Genomic DNA, 16,127 nt, shown 5'->3' with positions numbered 1-16,127 from the left:
GCTTTGTGTAGATCGATCTACAATCACGTCCTGACAACGTGCGGGCCTGTGACGTGCAGGGTCGTATGATCCCCCTTCGAGAGGTATTCATGGCAACGACGCACAACCCGTCCCGGCGGGCCTGGCGCACGGCCGTGCTGGGCGGCATGGCGTCCTACATGGACGCGGCCACCATCGTGGGCACCGGCACCGCACTCGTCCTGTACAAGCAGCAACTCGGCCTGACCCCCTGGATGATCGGGGCGGCCTCGTCGATCCTGACCCTGGGCCTGGCCGTCGGCGCGCTCCTCGGCGGGCGCCTGGGCGACCTGCTGGGCAGGCGCCGGGTCTTCACCTACGACCTGGTGGTGTTCCTGGCCGGCCTGGCCCTGCTCGCCTTCGCGGCGAACCCATGGATGATCTTCGTGGGCGTGGGCGTCACCGGCCTGGCGATGGGGGCCGACATCCCGACCTCGCTCGCGCTGGTGGCCGAGGAGGCGCCGAAGGACCGGCGCGCCCGGCTTGTCGCCTTCTCCCAGGTCCTGTGGAGCTGCGGCGGCCTGGCCGCCTACCTCATCGGCTTCCTGGTCTCCGGTCTCGGCGCGACGGGCGCGCGGATCATCTACCTCCACGTGCTGGTCGTCGCCGCCGTGGTGCTCGTCCTGCGGCAGCGCCTGCGCGAGTCCGAGGAGTGGGTACGCGAGCGCGACCGGCAGCGGCAGACGCCCGCCGACCCTTCCATCTCCCGCGGCGACTCCCTGCGCAGGCTCGCGTCAGGGCCGCTGCTCGCCGCGGTGATCGGCCTCGGGCTGTTCTACGCGATCGGCAACCTGGTCGCCAACACCTTCGGCCAGTTCCAGACGTTCCTGTTCACCGAGGTCGCGGGCGCGGAGGTCTCGACCGCGACCCTCGTCGGGCTGCTGGCGTACCCGCTGGGGTTCATCACCGTCCTGATCTTCATGAAGTTCGTGGACGGGCCCGCCCGCATGCCGCTCTACACCCTCGGCGTCCTCATCATGGCGGCCGGGGCGGCGATCCCCCTGATCGTCGGCGTGAACACGGTGACGCTGATCATCCTCAAGTTCTGCATCACGATCGGCGCGGGCTTCGCCGGTGAGGTGATCTTCAAGGTGTGGGCGCAGGAGTTCTTCCCCACCCTGATCAGGGGCACCGCGCAGGGCATCGCCATCGCCTTCACACGGTTCGTGGCCGCGGGGTTCGCGCTGGTCACCCCGGCGATCGCGGACTCCAGCCCGCGCGCCCTGATGGGAGTGCTGCTGAGCGCGGTGCTCATCGCCGCCGTGATCGGCTGGGCGTGGATCTTCCCGATGCGCCGCCGCGCCCTGGCCGCCGAACAAGCCGCGCCCGCCGAACAAGCTACGCCCGCCGGACCAGCCGCTGCCCCCGAGGAGGCCACCCGATGACCGCCGCGACCGACCACGTCCTCACCGCACCGACCGGCCTGCGCCTCGACGGCATGCCGGGCCCGCGCCCCCGCCTGTCGTGGCGGGTCGGCCGGGCGGCGGCGGGCTTCGACGCCCGCAGGATCGAGCTGACCCTCGACGGCGGCGCACCCGTCACCCACGTCGAGGACGGCACCGGCCAGATCGGCGTGCCCTGGCCGTTCGAACCGCTGGCCGCCCGCGCCCGGGGCACGATCAGGGTCGGCGTCAGGTCCGGCGGCGCGTGGACGCCGTGGAGCGACCCGCTGCCGTTCGAGAACCCGCCGCTCGGCGCGGCGGACTGGGCGGCGCGCTTCGTCTCACCCCGTACGCTCGGCGGCCTGCTCACCGCCGCGCCCCTGCTCAGCAGGACGATCGAGCTGCCCGCGGCCGTGACGCGGGCCCGGCTGCACGTCACCGCGCTCGGCCTGCACGTGACGCGGATCAACGGCGAGCGCGTGACCGACGAGGAGCTGGCGCCCGGCTGGACGTCGTACCAGAACCGGCTGCGCTTCCGCACCCACGACGTGACCGGGCTGCTGCGCGCTGGCGGCAACGAGATCACCGCGCTGCTGGGCAACGGCTGGTACCGCGGCCGGCTGTACTGGCGCGGGGAACGCGCGTTCTACGGCGACCGGCTGGCGCTGCTCGCGCAACTCGAGATCGAGTGCGCCGACGGCAGCCGCCACGTCGTCGCGACGGACGAGACCTGGCGGGCGCACTCGACAGGCGTGCTCGCCGACGACCTGTACGACGGCCAGACCACCGACCTGCGCGAAGGCCGCGGCCCGTCCGAGCCGGTGGACGTGCTCGACGAGCCGCTCGACCGGCTCTTCCCCGCCGACACGCCGCCCGTGCGCCCGGTCGCCGTGGTGCCCGGCGGGGCCCCCTTCCGCTCGCCGTCCGGCGTGCTGCTGGTGGACTTCGGGGAGAACCTCGTGGGCTGGGTACGGCTGCGCGTACGGGGACGGCCGGGCCAGGAGATCGTCGTCCGCCACGCCGAGGTCCTGGAGCAGGGCGAACTCGGCACCCGCCCCCTGCGCAGCGCGAAGGCCACCGACCGCTACCTGCTGGCCGGCGGCGCGACCGAGGTGCTGGAGCCGTCGCTGACGTTCCACGGGTTCAGGTACGCGAGCCTCGACGGCGTAGAACCCGGGGACATCGAGTCCGTGGAGGCCGTCGTCCTCAGCTCCGACCTGCCCGCGACCGGCCGCTTCCGCTGCTCGGACCCCGACGTGCAGACCCTGCACGACAACGTGGTGCGCAGCATGCGCGGCAACTTCCTCGACGTGCCCACCGACTGCCCCCAGCGGGACGAACGGCTCGGCTGGACCGGCGACATCCAGGTCTTCGCGCCGACCGCCGCCTTCCTCGCCGACTGCTCGGCCTTCCTGGCCTCCTGGCTGCGCGACCTGGCGGCGGAGCAGTTCGAGGACGGCTGCGTGCCGTTCGTCGTGCCGAACATCCACCACAACATCCTGCCCGCGGCGGCGGCCTGGGGCGACGCGGCCACGATCGTCCCCTGGACGCTGTACGAGCGCTACGGCGACCCCGAAGTGCTGCGCGAGCAGTACCCGAGCATGCGCGCCTGGGTCGAGCGCCTCGACGCCTTCGCCGGTGAGGACGGGTTGTGGACCGGGCGCTTCCAGTTCGGCGACTGGCTGGACCCGGCCGCGCCGCCCGACGAGCCGGGGGCGGCCCGCACCGACAAGGACCTGGTCGCGACCGCGCACTTCGTCAGGAGCGCCGACCTGCTGGCCAGGGCCGCCGGCGTGCTGGGGCACCGGGACGACGCCGAGCGGTACCGCGCGCTGGCCGCCAAGGTCCGCGCGGCCTTCGCCGCCGCCTACGTCACCCCGGGCGGACGGCTGATGAACGACACGCCCACCGCGTACGCGATGGCGCTGCTGTGGGACCTGCTGCCCACGCCCGGCCAGCGCGAGGCGGCCGGCGCCCGGCTGGCCGACCTCGTGCGGGCCAACGGCTTCCGCGTGGCCACCGGCTTCGTCGGCACGCCGCTCATCGCCGACGCCCTCACCGACGCGGGCCACCCGCACCTGGCCTACCGCCTGCTCCTGGAGCGCTCCTGCCCCTCGTGGCTCTACCCGGTCACCATGGGCGCGACCACGATCTGGGAACGCTGGGACAGCATGCTGCCCGACGGCCGCATCAACCCCGGCCAGATGACCTCCTTCAACCACTACGCGCTCGGGGCGATTGCCGACTGGCTGCACCGGCGGGTGGCCGGGCTCGCGCCCGCCGCTCCCGGTTACCGGGAGCTGGACGTGCGCCCTCTCCCCGGGTACGGGCTGACCTGGGCGGAGGCGGACCTGGAGACCAGGTACGGCAGGGCCGCGGTCGCCTGGCGCGTGGCGGACGGCACGCTGACGCTCGACGTCGAGGTGCCGCCGGGCACCAGCGCCACCGTCCACCTGCCCGGCTCATCGCCGGAACGGGTCGGCGCGGGCACCCACCGGTGGCGGACCGCCTACTCCGACACGCCCAGGCGGCCGGAGTCGATCGCCGACGCCCTGGACGACGCCGGGCTGTGGCGGCGGCTGACCGCGATCATGGCGTCGGAGGGCATCGCCGGCGACGAGGCCGGCGCGGCGGCGCTGGCCGCGCGCGGCCTCCCGCTCCCGCTGACCGAACTGGCCGCGGTGGTCGCCCCGCGCGCCACGCCCGAGCGGGTGGGGGAGCTGCAACTGCTGTTCGACGCGGCCGTGGCGGCTCACCACGGCTGACGAGCTCACTTGGATTCGAGTCGCCCCATCGGGTGCGGGGCGCCGGTGAGCTCCGCCTGCGCCGCGGTCCAGGCGGAACTGTCGACGCCGAGGACGTGGCGCAGGTAGGCGAGGGTGACCCGCTGGACGAGGGCGACGCGATCAGGGTTCTCGTCGGTGGTCTCGGCGGCGTCGTAACCGGAGATGCCGCCGAGGAGGTGCTCGCCGCCGAAGACGGTGAGCAGGCTCTTGCCTTTGGGGCTGAGGGTGTAGGGCTCGGTGGTCCACTCCGGCCCCCGGGTGGTCACCGGGAGGTGGTCCTTGTCGCCCGCGACCACCAGGGCGGGGGCGGTGAGGTGGGAGAAGTCCACCTCACGCAGCCAGGGGAGGTGCTCGGTGGCGTAGGGGGTCAGGTGATCGCCGCCCCTCCCTGCCGTGGCCAGCAGGACGCCTGCCGTGACCCGCGGGTCGGACAGGTCCTCGGCAACCCCGGTCCGCGGGTCGGTGACGCGCAGGCCCAGCAGCATCGCGGCGGTGTGGCCGCCGAACGAGTGCCCGGCCGCGGCGACACGGGCGTGGTCCACCCGTCCGGCCAGGCCGGGGACGGCCGCCTCCAGCACGTCGAGGTCGTCGAGCATGCGCTTCAGGTCGGCGACCCGGATCCGCCACGTCCGGGGCCTGCGGGGGTCGTCCGCGGCGAGGCCCGACCTCCTGGAGTCCAGGTGGGTGGCCTGGACCACCACGAAGCCGTGCGCGGCCCAGTAGTCGGTCAGGGGCGCGTAGGCGTCCAGATGCGAGCCGAACCCGTGCGCGAACAGGACGATCGGCAGGTCGCGCCCGGTGACGGGCGCGGATACGCGCACCCGCAGGTCCTCGCCGCGCTCGGGGGCGGGCAGCACGATCGGCTTCACCGAAATGATCATGGGTGTCTCCAGGAGGTGTGGTGGCCGGCTGTCGGCCGCACCCGGGTACGCTAAAACCTGACATCCATGTCAGAGGCAAGGCGTGTGTCACACATCACGGAGGGGCCGGATGCGCATCGGGGAACTCGCCGCCGCGACGGGCGTCAGCGTCCGGTCGCTGCGGTACTACGAGCAGCAGGGGCTTCTCGCCGCCGGACGCAGCTCCAGCGGTCAGCGCCACTACCCCGGCAGCGCGGTGGACCGGGTCCGGCTCATCCAGCAGTTGTACGCCGCCGGCCTGTCCAGCAAGACCATCGCCGAGCTTCTCCCCTGCGTCGTCGACGGCCGCGCCACTCCCGAACTGCTCGCCCGCCTGGCCGCCGAACGCGACCACCTCGACCGGCACATCGCCGACCTCACCGGCACGCGCGACCGGCTCGACTCGGTCATCACCAACGTCGGCGCCAACCTGCGCACCGGCCGATCCTGCCGCGCCGGCGACACCCCGTATAGGGGGTTCACTCGGAATTGATGGGCTCACGTGAGATGGAGGGTGACCGCATGGTCGATGCGGCGCAACCGGATGAGAGCAGTGTCGCGGCGTTACGGGTCGCGGCTCAAGCACTGAAGGAGGCCATCGACGGGCACCTGGCCGTGCTGACGGCCGGCACGGACCCCTCCGCCGAGCGCGGCGCCGTGCTGCGGGCACTCGCGTCCTATGACGATGCCCTCACCTCCGTCACGGCGGCGCCGGAACCCGCCCGGACCGGCGGCGTGCTCTCTGTCCTGACCCGTACCGATCATCACGTCGCGGACTTCGAGCAGCTCGTCGAGGCGGGGCGGAGTGCGTACCGCGCCATCCAGCCGGACGCAGGGGAGGATGAGGTGCGGGCCGAGGTGCCGGACGTGAGCAGCGCCCTGTACGAGATCCTGCATGTCAACGAGGACGAGGTGCCGTTCCCCTTTCCCGCTGCCAAGCCGATCGCCGGGATGGTGTGGTTCCTGAGCACGCGCGAGGCGATGCCCGTGGACCTGCACGACAGCCCCTTCGGGGTGGCTGCGGAAGTAGCGGGAAACCTGCTGTACGCGCATCGCCTCATCTATGCGCCGCCAGGGGTGCACGAGGACTGACGCTGGCCCCACCTCCCCGGACTCGGTCGCAGTCCACCGCAACGTCACGAGCTTCTTCACTCTTGGCAATGTTTTCATTACTCTAAGTAGTCGAGGCATTCGATTCAACGACGGAGAGTGAACTCATGAAACGGGCTCTCGTGACCATGCTGCTCGCCCTGGGCGCGGTGGGGATCGCCGTTCCCGCCCACGCCGACCATGACTCGAACTTCGGCGGCGGGGTGAACGCGGCGAACAACTGGAACTTCACCGCCGCGGCCGTCTGCCTGCAGGAGGTGGCGGTGGTGCCGGCCCTGGGGGACTACGTGAGCGATCACGTGAACAACTGCTCCAACGGCAACGTCATCGATCACAGCAGGTAGAAACCGTGCCGGTCGGCGCCCAGGGCGGGCGCCGACCGGCAAAGTGGCGCGCCCCGTTCAGCCGCGCCTGGCCGGAGCCCAGCCGTGACCCCACCCGCTCTGCACCATCGTCTGGAACCCCCAGCCGTCCTCGGTCCGTACGAGCAGATCGGCGTAGTGCATCTCCTGCCGCGCACCCTCGACCGTCATGGTCGCCTCGGTCTCCACCACCACGAGGTTCGGGCTCAGGAAGTGCGGGATCCGCTTCGACCGGAGGTCCAGCCCGGCCGTGCCGCCGCCCATGGCCTCCCGCATCGCCTCCAGGTACTCCTTGCGCGTCCACTGCCGCACCGCCGCGTGGCCTCCTGGCACGTCGGTGGCCAGGTTCATCGGGAAGACGGCCAGGTCGGCCAGCTTCTCGATCGCGCCCTGCTCGGCCAGCGCGTCGTACTCGGCGAACCACTGCTCGACGCTCGCCAGCTCCTCGCTGCTCGGCTCATACATCCGCGTCTTCCCCTCATCAGTTACCGTACGGCGTACCGTACAGTATACGGAAGATGGGCCGCAACGCCGATGGAACGGAAAGGAACGCCTTGGTGGTTGAAACCGCAACCACCTGCACGGAGGGCCTTGTGCGTACTAGCCGCCTGTTGTCTCTCGCCGCCCTGCTGGTCCCCGCCACGCTGATCCCGTCCGGGGCCCACGGCGCCGCGCCCCAAGAGGTGGGGGAGCGCGTCGTCTACGTGTCCAACAGCGAGTCCACCAGCATCTCCAGGTTCGTCGTCGACCTGTCCAGCGGGCGCCCGGTCCTGACCGGCGACCCCGTGCCCGCGGGCCCCGGCGTCCGTCAGATGGCGCTCACCCCGGACGCCCGCCTGGCCTACGCGTCCAACGCGGGCGAGGACGAGCCGGGCACGATCTCGGCGTACGCGGTCGGGCCGCGAGGGCGGCTGACCCCGCTGCCCAACGGCGCGGACACCGTCGAGACCGGCGGCGACACCCCCTTGGGCATCGTCGTCACGCCGAGCGGACGCCACCTGTACGTCGCCCACGTCTTCAGCAAGTCGGTGGCCGGTTTCACGATCGCTCCCGACGGCCGGCTCCGGCCGCTCCCCGGTTCGCCCACCGAGACCAGCGTGGCCAACCCGCGCGGGCTGGCGGTCACACCCGACGGCCGTTTCCTGTACGTCGGCCACGGCGACCCCGGCCCCGACCGGCTCAACTCCGTCGGCGCGATCAGCACCTTCGCCATCAAGGGCGACGGCACCCTCACCGAGATCAAGCCGCCGATCAGGGTGGGCCGGTTCTGCGGGGCCATGACCATCTCTCCCGACGGCCGCCGGATCTATCTGACCTGCAGCGACACCTCGCAGGTCCACGGCTTCGCGATCGGCTCCGACGGCACGCTGACCGCGCTGCCCCGCTCGCCGTACGACGTGCCCACCTTCCCTGAAGGCATCACCACCTCACCTGACGGACGCTTCGTCTACGTCGCCAGCCCGGCCGCGGGCGGCGGCGGCACGCCGCCGGGCGACGGCGCGGTGTCGGGCTTCTCCGTCGGCGCCGACGGGTCGCTCACGCCGGTCAAGGGCTCGCCGGTCCCGGCCGGCCTCGGTCCGGTCGGCATCGTCATCCTGCCGGACGGACGATTCCTGTACGCCTCCACCGACCTCCCCGGCGTCACCGAGGGCCCCACCGGAGGACTCAGCGCGTTCGGCATCGGCCCCGGCGGGACGATGCGGCCCCTGTCCGACGAGCCCTTCCCCACCGGCGGCAGCGAGCCCGCCTACAACTCGGCCGCGGTCCTGCCCGACCAGGGACCGGCCGCCGCCTTCACCGCCAGGCCCGGCGGACGCACGGTGACCCTCGACGCGTCGGCCTCGGCCGACCCCGACGGCCGCGTCGCCGCCTACCGCTGGGCCTTCGGCGACGGCACCACCCGCACCACCGCCGATCCCCGGATCAGCCACCGCTACGCGCGAGCGGGGACGTACCGGGTGAGCCTGGTCGTCACCGACAACGAGGGCTGCTCGACGGTCATGGTCTCCACCGGCCAGGGCGTCCTGTGCAACGGCACCACGGCCGGCACCGTCACCCACGACGTCGTCGTCCCCTAGCGACAGCCGGTCGGCAGGGCTCACGGGCCGCGGTCCGGTGGCAGGGCGTGGCACCGCCCGTTCGTCCACACTGACGAGGAGACGTCGCATCCTCACCCGCTGACGTGATGCGGCGGGGACGGCTATGCGGACAGGCGATCCAGCCACTCCGTCAGCAGCCGCTGTTCAGCGTGGCTGAGAACGTTCTGGTCGGGCAACGCGGCGCGCAGGGCCCGGGCGGCGCCGGCCGGGCCCTGCTCCTGCACGGCCGCCTCCTGGGTGGTGACGGCAGTGATCATCGCTTCGCGCAGGGCGAGGAGCAGGGCGGGGTCGCGCTGAGGCTCGGGCAGGGACAGCCAGGTCAGGACGGCGCCGCGGGCCGTGGCGTGGATGATCTGGGCCGCGAGACTCTCCTCCACCCGCAGCAAGCCGGTGAGGGCCAGGCGGCGGACGCGCTCCATGAGGTGTTCGAGGCCGACCCGGAAGGCGGCGGTGGACCTGGCGGGCTCGGCGTACATCAGCGTGTACAGCGCGGGGTTGGCCAGCCCGAACTCGACGGCGACATCCCAGCTCACACGTAGTTCTTTGATCGGGTCCTGCGGGTCCGGGTCGAGGTGCTTGGCGGCGAGGAACCGGATGAAGCCGTGTTCGGCGACGGCGTCGAGCAGCCCCTCCTTGTCGCTGAACAGCCGGTACAGGGCCGGTGGTTGCAGCCCGGCGGCGTCGGCGACCGCGCGGGTGGTGACCGCGTCGCGGCCACCGCGCTCCAGCAGGTCGATCGCGACGTCGATGATCCGGCGGCGGGTCTGCTCGCGTGCTGGGGACGGGTCAGCCATGTATCAATGGTAACACCTGTCGCATAGCGCAGATCTTATCGGTGTGATTTACATTGATAATAATGATGATAACATTCCTCCGTTGCCATCGGAAACAGCCATAGGGAGAGCGTCAGCATGGCCGACCGTCTGCGGATCATCGGAGTGGAAGAGACCGTCGTCGTGCCCGCCGTCCACGAGGCGTACCAGCGGGCTGGATCACCGCAGATCCCCGCCCGCGGCTTCGGCGACAGCCCGATCGCCGGGAACCTGCGCGAGACCGGCGAGCAGCGACTCGCCCACATGGACGACCAGGGCATCGACGTCGCCGTACTGTCCCTGTCCTCACCCGGCGTGCAGGACCTGCCCACCACCGAGGCGATCACGGTGGCTCGCGAGGCCAACGACCAGCTCGCGGAGATCGTCGCCTCGCGTCCCGACCGTTTCCAGGCGTTCGCCGCGATTCCCACCCAGTCGCCGGACGCCGCCGCGGCCGAGCTGGAGCGGGCGGTGGGCGAGCTGGGCTTTCCCGGCGCCATGCTGTACGGCCGCACCGGCGACAAACTGGCCGACCACCCCGACAACGACGAGCTGTACGCCACCGCCGAGCGGCTCGGCGTGCCGCTGCACTTCCACCCGCAGCTGCCGGTCCAGCCGGTGATCGACGCCTACTACTCCGGCATCGGCCCGATCGGCACGCCGCTGGCTGGAGCGGCGATCGGCTGGTACTACGACCTGGGCGTCCAATATCTGCGGATGATCTTCTCAGGTGTCTTCGACCGGTTCTCCGACCTGCAGGTGATCGCCGGACACTGGGGCGAGGTCGTCCTGTTCTACCTCGACCACACCGGCTTCTTCGCCCAGGCCGGCGGCCTTCAGCGGCCGCTCGCCGACTACTTCAGGCAGAACTTCTGGGTCGCCGGCAGCGGCACCAGCAGCCCGCGCTACCTGCGCTGGACCGCCGAGGTCATGGGCGCCGACCGGATGCTGTACTCCACCGACTACCCCTTCACCTACGGGTTCCGGCCCGGTGGGTTTCCCTACGTCGACACCAGCGGTGGCGTCGCCCGTTCCTTTCTGGAGAGCGCGCCCTTCACCGACGAGCAGAAGGCCGACATCGCGCACCGCAACTGGGAACGCCTCACCGCCCGCGCGCCGAGGACGTCCATATCGGGATGAACCGGCGCCACTTTAGTGCCCTCGGTCACAACCTCCTCAACGACAGGCTCGTACGGTGCGAGAGACGCGTCGACATCATCGCGGCCATCCGGCCGGACGAGCAGACGACCGGGAGACGGGGTAAAGATGATCAGGAAGCTCGTGACCGCCACGACGACGGCGGGTCTGCTGGCTACGGCCATGGTGACGTTCGGGGGGACGGCGGCAGGGGCGGCTTCGTGCACGGGGAGCTGCATCGAGAAGTCTGCGGCGGCGCCGGGCGTCGCGCGGCAGTTCCCCTGGGAGGCATCCGGTGCCCCCATCTCGCCTGACGGCGGCTACCAGCCTGACGGTGGCTACCAGCCCGATGGCGGGTACCAGCCCGATGGCGGGTACCAGCCCGATGGCGGGTACCAGCCTGACGGCGGTTATCACAATGACTGACGCCCACGGGGGCGAAGAAGCCAGGCGTGGCGGCCGAACCTTGCGGAGATGAGGGGACATCCATGTCGCGCCGGCGCGTCCACCTCGTCGGCAGCTATCCGGCTGCCGGAACCTCCGCGGCCATGACCACCATCGCCGAGGTCGCCGGTCCCTTCCTGCGCTCGTTACCCGACGGCGAGACGGGGGAGCGCAGCCGCTGGATCGTCAACGTCATCGACGGCCTGCGCGACCACCCCGGCCTCGAACTGGTCAAGGACGGCGACTACTCGAGCTACGACAGCCGTCCCCTGTTCAAGGTGCGCCGCGGGCACCGCCTTACCCCGGACTCGCTGCGCCTCGGCTACGCGAACGTCGCCAGGGAGAGCTACACGGTGTTCAGGCAGGTCCGCGCCGAGCACGGGCTGCCGGAGGTGTCGTTCCAGGTCGGCTTGCCGGGCGACTTCGACCTCGCGTACTTCGCGTTCGGCGCGGCGGGCGCGGTGCGGCTGCGCGGCGTGGTCCGCGCCGCGCTCGCCCGGGAGATCGCCGAGATCGCCGCCTGGGGCGGCCAGGACGTGGTGTTCCAGATCGAGGTGCCAGGTGAGCTGGTGCTGGTGGAGGGGCTGCCTCGCCCGCTGCGGGCCGCGGCGGCCCGCGCCCTGGTGCGGGGGCTGGTCAAGCAGGCCGTCGTCGCGCCGTCCGGTACGCGGTTCGGCGTGCACCTGTGCGTCGGCGACCTCGGCAACAAGGCGCTGCGCCCGCTGGGCTCCGCCTCCGCCCTGGTGGCCCTGGTCAAGGCGCTGCTGCGGTACTGGCCGCAGGGAAGGCCGCTGGAGTACGTCCACGTGCCGCTGGCGGCGGGCGACCAGCCGCCGCCGCTGGACGAGAACTTCTACCGCGGGCTGTCCGCGCTGGCCGGGATGCCGTCGCGGGTCCGGTTCGTCGCCGGTCTGGCGCACGAGGGCCAGGACGCCGGCGAGCAGCGGGCGATCCTGGAGCGGGTGGAGCGCCTGCTGGAGCGGCCGGTGGACGTCGCTTCCGCCTGCGGTCTCGGCAGGCGATCACCCCAGGACGCCCGCCGCGCCCTGGAACGGGCCGCCGCCCTCGCCGAGACCTGACGGCCGGCCCCGGGCGGTGGGGCTCGAACCGGACCGGGCGGGGTCAGCGCATCGGCCGGGCCTCAGCGCGCCGGCCGGCGCCGGTTCACGCAGGTGGGCGCCGACCGCGCCGCAACGCGCCGACCGCGCCGCAACGCGCCGACCGCGCCGCAACGCGCCGACCGCGCCGCAACGCGCCGACCGCGCCGCAGCGCGCCGCCGGCGCCGGTTCACGCAGGTGGGCGGGCTCTTCGATGAACCTGGTGCCGAACGCCGACAGCAAGCACAGCAGAGCCGACACCACCACGATGGGCCAGAGCTGCCCACCGGACCACCCGTCCAGCCAGGCAGCCACAAAGGGAATGCAACCCCCCACGACGGCCCCCGCGATCTCACGGGTGAACGTGACCCCGGTGTACCGGTACCGGACGTCGAACAGCTCCGACATCATCGTGGCCTGCGACGCGAGCGTCAGATCATTGCACAACGTGTAGATCATCACAAAGGCCGCCCAGATCACGACAGGGGTGCCGGTGTCGAGCATGAAGAAGAACGGGTAGAACAGCACCGCGGCGGCCACCGATCCGGCCACCATGACCGGCCGCCGCCCGTACCGGTCGCAGAGCCAGCCCGCGGTCGGCACAGTGACGAGCTTGACCAGGTTGGCGATCACCACGCCGATCAGGCCGACCCACGCCTCGGTGTGCACGTGCGTGGTCAGGTAGGTCAGGGCGTAGACGGACGGCAGGTAGCTGATCACGTTCGGCGCGATGCTGATGAGCATGCCGGGCACGATCTTGTGGCGGGAGGAGGCGAACAGCGCCCGCAGCGGCGCCATCGCCCGCTCGCCGCCGGCGCCGGGGTTGTCGCGCGCCTCGCGGAACTCGGGGGTGTCGGAGACCTTCATCCGTACGATGACGCCGGCCACGCCGACGAAGACGCTGAGCAGGAACGGGATGCGCCAGCCGTAGTCGATGAAGGCCTCGTGCGGCATGACCGCGGAGACGAGGAAGAAGACGCCGGTCGCGACGAGTGAGCCGACCGCGTTGCCGAGGGTCGGGGCGCTGGCGTTCAGCCCGCGTGACCGGGTCTCGGCGTGTTCGGCGGACATCAGCATGGCGCCCGCGTACTCGCCGCCCGCGCCGAGCCCCTGCACGACGCGCAGCGCGACGAGCATGACCGGGGCCGCCGCGCCGACGGAGGCGTAGGAGGGCAGCAGGCCGATCAGTGTGGACGCCGCCGCCATCAGGAGCAGCGTGACGAACAGCATCGTGCGGCGGCCGACGCGGTCGCCGAGCACGCCGATGACGATGCCGCCGACGGGCCGGGCGAAGAACCCGACGGCGAACGTGGCCAGCGACGACAGGGTCGCCGCCACGGGGTCGCCGGCGGGGAAGAACACCTGGGGCAGCACCAGCGCGGCGGCTGTGCCGTACAGCGAGAAGTCGTACCACTCGAGCGCGGTGCCGACCGTGGAGGCGATCGTCGCCCGGCTCAGCCGTCTCGTCATCCGTTGACTCCCTCAATCCAGTTTGCCGATTGCGCACCTGCATTCGGACCATTAACGTTAATGTGGCCGCAACATTACGAGTGGCCTGCTCAGCAGGTCAAGGGTTTCGGCAATCAGGTGTTTACATGAGCGTTAATGAGAGAGGACTGCGCATGGGACTCGCAGCGCCGGCCATCGACGCCGGGCTGTCGAAGTACGATCCGCTCGGCCGGATCCTGTGCTTCGACCGGTTCGACTCGACCACCCACGGCTGGACCGAGCTGATCGGCAACTACGACGGCCGGGGTGACCTCGGCACGGTCGACGAGCACATGCGCGACTTCCGGCCGCCGCAGCTCTCCTCCTGCTCGTTCTTCGACGTCGGCACGCACGGCACGCTCAGCGGCAACTACGCCCTCAAGCTTGCCACCCGCCCCTACCCGGGGCACACGGCCACGGGCATCCGCCGGCTCACCATGGCCGGGCGGGGCCGCGTCCGCATCGAGACGTACTTCGCTTACAAGGCGGAGGCTACCGTCGGCCACGAGCTGCCCGCCAGCGTCGCCTGGGACGGCAACCGGCACCCGTCGGAGTCGCAGTTCGGCGCGTTCACCGTGGCCACCGACATCTGCGCCGACAACGGGGTGCGCTACCACAACGTGCTCCGCTACCAGAACACGAATCTGGCGGGCGAGATGACCCAGCGGTTCATGTATCCGGTGGTCCCCGAGCCGACGCCGCGCGACCACCAGGAGGGCAAGTTCGCCCTGCCGTACGCGGCCGACTTCACCGCGCCCGACCCGGACGACTGGCGTTACTTCGGCGAGCCCCTGGAGCTGTGCGCCAACGAGGTGCCCACCAAGATCAACTGGCACTACCTGCGCTGGGACATCGACACCGCCACCCGCAAGAACGTGGAGCTGCGGCTCAACGACCGCGTCATGGACATGAGCGACGTGCCGGTGCCGGTCTACCCCGACCGCTACAGCACCCTGGACAACCTGCTCAACTTCTACTTCTCGGTACGGACCCACGCCGGGATCCGCAACTTCCTCTTCCTCGACTCCGTGCTTATCTCGGTGGATTGGTGACGACGACGATGCGATCGACCATGACCGCGGTGCTGGAACGCGCCGCGCTGGTGAACGACGAACTCGCCACCGAGCCGTACGAGCTGCCGTGGGCCGCGGAGGCGCGCTTCTTCGTCCAGGCGCACGAGCTGACCGGGACGCTGGAGCTGACCACCGAGATCTCACCGGACGGCCTCACCTGGTGCCCCGCCGACGTGCCGCCGGTGCGGGTCGAGGAGCCGGGGATGACGAGCTGGCCGGTCAGCGGTTTCGGGCAGTGGCTGCGCGTACGCTGCAGGGTTTCCGGCGACGCCGCCCCGGCTGCCAGACTGCGGATCTACTTGGTGGGCAAGAGCTGAGCCGGAGGATGACGGGATGGCACGTTCGCAACGGGTGACGCTACGGGACGTGGCCGACCGGCTGGGCCTGTCGGTCAACACCGTGTCGCGGGCCCTGGCCGGCAAGGACCAGGTCAGTGAGGACACCAGGGCCCTGGTCAGCGCCGAGGCCAAGCGGCTCGGGTACGTCCCGAACAGCCATGCCCGCTCGCTCGTGTCAGGCCGCACCATGGTCGTCGGCCTGGTCATCACCAACCCGTCCAACCCGTTCTACGCCGCGCTCATCTCCGCGGTCGAACGGCAGTGCCGGGCCGGCGGCTACTCCGTGCTGCTCCTGGTGACGGAGGACTCCGCGGACAACGAGGAACGCGCGGTGCAGGAGCTGCTGCGGTTCGGCGTGGACGGCGTGCTCGGCGTCGCCACCGAGAGCAGCAGCGACGTGTGGGACGCGCTGCGCGAGGCGGGCATCCCCGTGGTGCAGCTCAGCCGCGACATCCCCGGCCGCGGGCTGGACTTCGTCGGCATCGACGTGGAGTCGGCCATCCGTGACGCGATCGTCCGGGTGGCCCCTCCCGGCGTCCGGCGGATCTGGCTGCTGGAGGAGGACCTGCGCGTCAGCACGGTCGCCGCCAGGATCGCGGGCTTCCGCCGCGCGCTCGACGACCTGGGCGTCGCGCACGAGCACTCGCTCGTGCTCAAGGTGCCCACCCGGCGGACGAGCGGCGCCAGCCTGCCGTGGAGCCCCGACGACGCGTACGCGCTGGCCGCCAACGTGATCACGCCGGGCAACCACCCGGACCTGGTGGTCACCGCGAACGACTACGTGGCGCTGGGCGTCTACCGGGCCATCCGGGAGTGCGGGCTGACCGTGCCCGATGACGTGCGCGTCCTCGGGTACGGCGACCACCCGTTCGCCGCCTACCTCCAGCCGGCCCTGACCACCATCAGGCTGCCGGCCGACGAGGTGGGCACGGCCGGGGTGGATCTGCTGCTGCGCCGCATGGCCGACCGGGACCGGCCGAGGACCAGCACCCGGCTCCCCGCCGAGCTGGTCGAACGCCAGTCGACGGGATGAGGGCGCTGTCCCAGGGACGGGGGCGGTCGGTGAGGTGAGCGGGCGTGG

At 71.5% G+C, this 16,127-nt stretch carries 16 protein-coding genes; 12 read left to right on the top strand and 4 right to left on the bottom strand.

What is annotated here, in order from left to right; translation table 11 throughout:
* Window positions 1-89: 89 nt before the first annotated feature.
* A complete protein-coding gene (locus ABD331_RS35715; RefSeq protein WP_344484935.1) occupies window positions 90-1,403 on the top strand; it encodes an MFS transporter in 1,314 nt (437 codons plus the stop codon).
* On the top strand, window positions 1,400-4,165 hold the full coding sequence (locus tag ABD331_RS35710; protein ID WP_344484933.1) for a family 78 glycoside hydrolase catalytic domain: 2,766 nt from the start codon (window positions 1,400-1,402) through the stop codon (window positions 4,163-4,165). The genes ABD331_RS35715 and ABD331_RS35710 overlap by 4 nt, the downstream gene beginning before the upstream one ends.
* A 5-nt stretch (window positions 4,166-4,170) precedes the next feature.
* Here the strand turns inward: ABD331_RS35710 and ABD331_RS35705 are convergent, their stop codons facing one another.
* Window positions 4,171-5,067, bottom strand: a complete 897-nt coding sequence (locus tag ABD331_RS35705) for an alpha/beta hydrolase family protein (RefSeq protein WP_344484930.1) — start codon at window positions 5,065-5,067, stop codon at window positions 4,171-4,173.
* A gap of 109 nt (window positions 5,068-5,176) precedes the next feature.
* Here ABD331_RS35705 and ABD331_RS35700 point away from each other — a divergent pair, with 109 nt between their 5' ends.
* The 3 genes from ABD331_RS35700 to ABD331_RS35690 all read left to right on the top strand — a co-directional run bounded on the left by ABD331_RS35700 (window position 5,177) and on the right by ABD331_RS35690 (window position 6,539).
* Entirely contained in the window at window positions 5,177-5,578 is a 402-nt protein-coding gene (locus ABD331_RS35700) for a MerR family transcriptional regulator (protein WP_344484927.1), read from the top strand.
* Between the two features lie 29 nt (window positions 5,579-5,607).
* Window positions 5,608-6,177 carry a hypothetical protein gene (locus tag ABD331_RS35695; protein ID WP_344484924.1) on the top strand — a complete coding sequence of 190 codons (570 nt, stop codon included), beginning with the start codon at window positions 5,608-5,610 and terminating at the stop codon, window positions 6,175-6,177.
* 125 nt (window positions 6,178-6,302) lie between these two features.
* A complete protein-coding gene (locus ABD331_RS35690) occupies window positions 6,303-6,539 on the top strand; it encodes a hypothetical protein (RefSeq protein ID WP_344484921.1) in 237 nt (78 codons plus the stop codon).
* A 57-nt stretch (window positions 6,540-6,596) separates the two neighbouring features.
* Here the strand turns inward: ABD331_RS35690 and ABD331_RS35685 are convergent, their stop codons facing one another.
* On the bottom strand, window positions 6,597-7,022 hold the full coding sequence (locus ABD331_RS35685; protein ID WP_344484918.1) for a nuclear transport factor 2 family protein: 426 nt from the start codon (window positions 7,020-7,022) through the stop codon (window positions 6,597-6,599).
* Window positions 7,023-7,150: 128 nt separating this feature from the next.
* On the opposite strand from ABD331_RS35685, the gene ABD331_RS35680 reads away from it, so the two are divergent.
* A complete protein-coding gene (locus ABD331_RS35680; protein ID WP_344484916.1) occupies window positions 7,151-8,635 on the top strand; it encodes a beta-propeller fold lactonase family protein in 1,485 nt (494 codons plus the stop codon).
* 122 nt (window positions 8,636-8,757) lie between these two features.
* Here the strand turns inward: ABD331_RS35680 and ABD331_RS35675 are convergent, their stop codons facing one another.
* Window positions 8,758-9,450, bottom strand: coding sequence for a TetR/AcrR family transcriptional regulator (locus tag ABD331_RS35675; RefSeq protein WP_344484914.1), 693 nt, complete (start codon window positions 9,448-9,450; stop codon window positions 8,758-8,760).
* Window positions 9,451-9,567: 117 nt separating this feature from the next.
* On the opposite strand from ABD331_RS35675, the gene ABD331_RS35670 reads away from it, so the two are divergent.
* The 3 genes from ABD331_RS35670 (at window position 9,568) to ABD331_RS35660 (ending at window position 12,128) form a co-directional block, all read left to right on the top strand.
* Window positions 9,568-10,608: an amidohydrolase family protein gene (locus ABD331_RS35670; protein ID WP_344484911.1), complete on the top strand. Its 1,041-nt coding sequence runs from the start codon at window positions 9,568-9,570 to the stop codon at window positions 10,606-10,608.
* 126 nt (window positions 10,609-10,734) lie between these two features.
* On the top strand, window positions 10,735-11,031 hold the full coding sequence (locus tag ABD331_RS35665; RefSeq protein WP_344484908.1) for a hypothetical protein: 297 nt from the start codon (window positions 10,735-10,737) through the stop codon (window positions 11,029-11,031).
* A 62-nt stretch (window positions 11,032-11,093) separates the two neighbouring features.
* The gene (locus ABD331_RS35660) at window positions 11,094-12,128 is read left to right on the top strand and encodes a hypothetical protein (RefSeq protein ID WP_344484905.1); all 1,035 of its coding nucleotides are present in this window, start codon (window positions 11,094-11,096) and stop codon (window positions 12,126-12,128) included.
* Window positions 12,129-12,213: 85 nt separating this feature from the next.
* On the opposite strand, the gene ABD331_RS35655 is transcribed toward ABD331_RS35660, so the two are convergent.
* Window positions 12,214-13,617 (bottom strand): MFS transporter, encoded by a 1,404-nt coding sequence (locus ABD331_RS35655; RefSeq protein WP_344484902.1) that lies wholly within the window; start codon window positions 13,615-13,617, stop codon window positions 12,214-12,216.
* A gap of 152 nt (window positions 13,618-13,769) precedes the next feature.
* On the opposite strand from ABD331_RS35655, the gene ABD331_RS35650 reads away from it, so the two are divergent.
* From ABD331_RS35650 to ABD331_RS35640, 3 genes are read left to right on the top strand one after another with little or no spacing between them, the layout of a single operon-like run.
* The gene (locus tag ABD331_RS35650; protein WP_344484899.1) at window positions 13,770-14,687 is read left to right on the top strand and encodes a DUF6772 family protein; all 918 of its coding nucleotides are present in this window, start codon (window positions 13,770-13,772) and stop codon (window positions 14,685-14,687) included.
* Window positions 14,688-14,695: 8 nt separating this feature from the next.
* Window positions 14,696-15,025, top strand: a complete 330-nt coding sequence (locus tag ABD331_RS35645) for a hypothetical protein (RefSeq protein ID WP_344484896.1) — start codon at window positions 14,696-14,698, stop codon at window positions 15,023-15,025.
* Between the two features lie 16 nt (window positions 15,026-15,041).
* Window positions 15,042-16,079 carry a LacI family DNA-binding transcriptional regulator gene (locus tag ABD331_RS35640; RefSeq protein ID WP_344484893.1) on the top strand — a complete coding sequence of 346 codons (1,038 nt, stop codon included), beginning with the start codon at window positions 15,042-15,044 and terminating at the stop codon, window positions 16,077-16,079.
* Window positions 16,080-16,127 lie beyond the last annotated feature (48 nt).

Source organism: Nonomuraea monospora (assembly GCF_039531895.1).
Classification (GTDB): domain Bacteria; phylum Actinomycetota; class Actinomycetes; order Streptosporangiales; family Streptosporangiaceae; genus Nonomuraea; species Nonomuraea monospora.
The sequence above is the reverse complement of the archived record's forward strand: the minus strand, read 5'-3'. Positions and strand labels throughout refer to the sequence as shown.